2 protein-coding genes and 2 pseudogenes are annotated in these 3089 nt (G+C 67.2%); all 4 read right to left on the bottom strand.

Going from position 1 to position 3089, the window contains the following annotated elements; genetic code table 11:
- A pseudogene (locus CCN35_RS27920) lies at nt 1-129 on the bottom strand (IS5/IS1182 family transposase); the annotation flags it as partial.
- 805 nt (nt 130-934) lie between these two features.
- A complete protein-coding gene (gene moeZ, locus CCN35_RS24460) occupies nt 935-2113 on the bottom strand; it encodes an adenylyltransferase/sulfurtransferase MoeZ (RefSeq protein ID WP_067391701.1) in 1179 nt (392 codons plus the stop codon).
- Nucleotides 2114-2176: 63 nt separating this feature from the next.
- The gene (locus tag CCN35_RS24455) at nt 2177-2926 is read right to left on the bottom strand and encodes a spherulation-specific family 4 protein (RefSeq protein WP_067391704.1); all 750 of its coding nucleotides are present in this window, start codon (nt 2924-2926) and stop codon (nt 2177-2179) included.
- Nucleotides 2914-3089, bottom strand: a pseudogene (locus tag CCN35_RS29725) (reductase); the annotation flags it as partial. The pseudogene CCN35_RS29725 and the gene CCN35_RS24455, both read right to left, overlap by 13 nt.

The following is a 3089-nucleotide window of genomic DNA, read 5'->3' as shown; positions in this document are numbered from 1 at the left end:
CCGGCCCTTGCGGACCGGATCGGCGCCCTCACGCCGCAGCGCGGTGATCAGCTTGCCGAACTGTCGCGGGCTCAGCCCGGTGAACGGGGCTATCCAGGACGGCTCCGACGCCGTGATCACACCAGCCACACCATGATCATCTCACCTGCGACCAGCAGTTACGGGACAGCCCTTAATCTGGCTCGGGCTGCCACTGTGGACGTTTCTATGCCCTTCGGGCTTCAACTCCAGAGGAACCGTGCGACATACCTCCCCCTGTACACACCCCTGTTTCTATGCCCTTCGGGCTTCAACTCCAGAGGAACCCTTCCCGTCTGGAGGGGGCTGTGACCTGCGTCGATGATGCCCGATGCGCGACGGCAAGCGCCAGCCACTCCAGATCTGTGTGTCGCGCATCACATTCTCGTTGATCATGGGTTTGACCTGCACAGACGGCTTGCGCGGCAAACGACGTTCTGGGCACTTCAGGACTGAGTCCGGTTACGGGAAGTGTAGCCCGCCGACCCGTGATCACCTCCCCAGCCCTCCTCAGGGCACACAGGCCGCATCCATAGTGCCGGACCCTCAACCGGCTGCACCGTCTTGTCCAGGTACCCGGCCAGCTCACCGTCTCGATCTGATGAGCAGTTTCACGGGCGCGAGGTCGTGGTGGCAGTACAGCAGCGGAGTACAGCAACCACCGCAGCCACAACCACCCGCCAACAACCAGCGACGGCCGGCTGAGCAGTCCAACAGACCTCAATGACCACCCAGCCGATAGTTCGCATCGAGGTGGTCAGCGCCCCTTGATGTGATGCCCCGGTTTGAAGTTCTGGGGCCGTCCCTGGGCCGTCCAAGGTCAGCCGACGTCGACCGACAACGACAGAAGCCCACAGCATCTGAACTGGTCAGAGCCGTGGGCTTCGTCAGGCCCGCCGGTCAGCGGAAAGGTTGATCAGTAGACCGGCTTCTCCGGTTCGATCTGGTTGACCCAGGCGATCACGCCGCCGCCGAGGTGCACCGCGTCCGAGAAGCCCGCGGACTTCAGCACGGCGAGGACTTCCGCACTGCGGACACCCGTCTTGCAGTTCAAGACGATCTTCTTGTCCTGCGGGAGGCTCTCCAGGGCGTTGCCCATGAGGAACTCGTTCTTCGGGATCAGCCGGGCGCCCGGGATGGAGACGATCTCGAACTCGTTCGGCTCACGGACGTCGATGAGCTCGATGTTCTCGCCCTCGTCGATCCACTGCTTGAGCTGCTTGGGAGTGATCGTCGAGTCGGCGGCCGCCGCCTGGGCCTCCTCGGACACGACGCCGCAGAAGGCCTCGTAGTCGATGAGCTCGGTGACGGTCGGGTTCTCGCCGCAGATCGCGCAGTTGGGGTCCTTGCGGACCTTGACCTGGCGGTACTGCATCTCCAGGGCGTCGTAGATCATCAGACGGCCGACCAGCGGCTCTCCGATGCCCGTGAGGACCTTGATGGCCTCGGTGGCCTGGATGGAGCCGATGGACGCGCACAGCACGCCCAGGACGCCGCCCTCGGCGCAGGAGGGAACCATGCCGGGGGGCGGGGGCTCCGGGTAGAGGCAGCGGTAGCAGGGGCCGTGCTCGGACCAGAAGACGGAGGCCTGACCGTCGAAGCGGTAGATCGAGCCCCAGACGTACGGCTTGCCCAGGAGCACGCACGCGTCGTTGACCAGGTAACGGGTCGCGAAGTTGTCCGTGCCGTCGACGATCAGGTCGTACTGGCTGAAGATCTCCTTCACATTGGAGGCCTCGAGCCGCTCCTGGTGGAGGACCACGTTCACATACGGGTTGACGCCCTTGATCGTGTCCCGGGCGGACTCGGCCTTGGGACGGCCGATGTCGGACTGGCTGTGGATGACCTGGCGCTGCAGGTTCGACTCGTCGACCTCGTCGAACTCCACGATGCCGAGTGTGCCCACGCCCGCCGCGGCCAGGTACATCAGCCCCGGCGAACCCAGGCCACCGGCGCCCACGAAGAGCACCTTGGCATTCTTCAGCCGCTTCTGCCCGGCCATCCCGACATCGGGAATGATCAGGTGGCGGGAGTACCTGCGAACCTCGTCTACGGTGAGCTCGTCAGCCGGCTCGACCAGGGGTGGCAGCGACACGGGGACTCCGTTGATCGGTCAATCACGACAGTTGTTCTCTTCGTAACACTGCCACGCCCTCCTTCATTCCGAGACACCCGTTCCGATGCGCGAGATGATCTCGTCCCAGTAACCGGGCAGGCTCTCCCAGGGGTCGGCGAAGCCCTCACGGCCGGTGCGGTCGGTGAACCAGATCGTCGCCGCGCCCTGCCAGCGGGCGATGCGCAGTGCCTCGTCGAGGTGGCTGCGCGGAAGGCCGTGCACCAGGTGGCAGAACCGCTCGGGCGGGTAGTCGGCGGTCCACTCCGCCGCCTGCGACCAGCGGTAGTCGCTCCACGGACCGCGGAAGGTCACCAGCTGGTCGGCGTTCTCGGCATAGCCCGGGTACGGGTGGATGCCGTGACCGAGGACGATGTGGGCGCCGTCGTGCAGGGCCCGCAGCGCGCCGGTCGCACGGCGGATCTCGGGCAGAGTGGCCCGGTCCGCCGGGCAGTGCTCCAGGAAGAAGCCGTCGGCCCGGTACCACTCGAGGTAGCGGCGCGCGTCCGTGATCAGCTCGGCCAGGGGCCGGGCGCCGTGCGCGGCGTCGAGGCGGCCGAGGACGCGGACGCCCGCGTTGCGCAGGCGTCCGGCCGCTTCCAGGCAGTGCGGGTCGGGCTGGATGCCGGGGCCGTCGGCGACATTGAGGACGACCCAGTGCAGTGGTGTGCCGGGGCGGGCGAGCTCGGCCCACTCGGCCCCGGCGAGAAGGGGATGGGCGCAGCCGGGGGCGCCGAAGCCGGTGCGTATCTCGGTGCCCGAGGTTCCCGCCGGTGTGCTGGTCAGATACGGCATGCCGCCTCCATCCAGATGTCGGCCAGGGACTCCTCGAGGTTGATCCGGGGCCGCCAGCCGAGCCGGTCGCGGGCGGTGCGCACATCGGCCTGCTGCCAGCTGCCGCAGCCGTCGGGGTAGGGGAAGGCGACCTGGGCGGGGTGGTGGTCCGGGTCGCCTTCCC

Source organism: Streptomyces thermovulgaris (assembly GCF_002155915.1).
Taxonomy (GTDB): domain Bacteria; phylum Actinomycetota; class Actinomycetes; order Streptomycetales; family Streptomycetaceae; genus Streptomyces; species Streptomyces thermovulgaris.
This window is presented reverse-complemented; position numbering and strand designations above follow the sequence as displayed.

Excerpts from the sequence above, each read along its gene's own strand:
- CCN35_RS24455 (WP_067391704.1), bottom strand. The coding sequence starts at position 2,926 with ATGCCGTATCTGACCAGCACACCGGCGGGAACCTCGGGCACCGAGATA.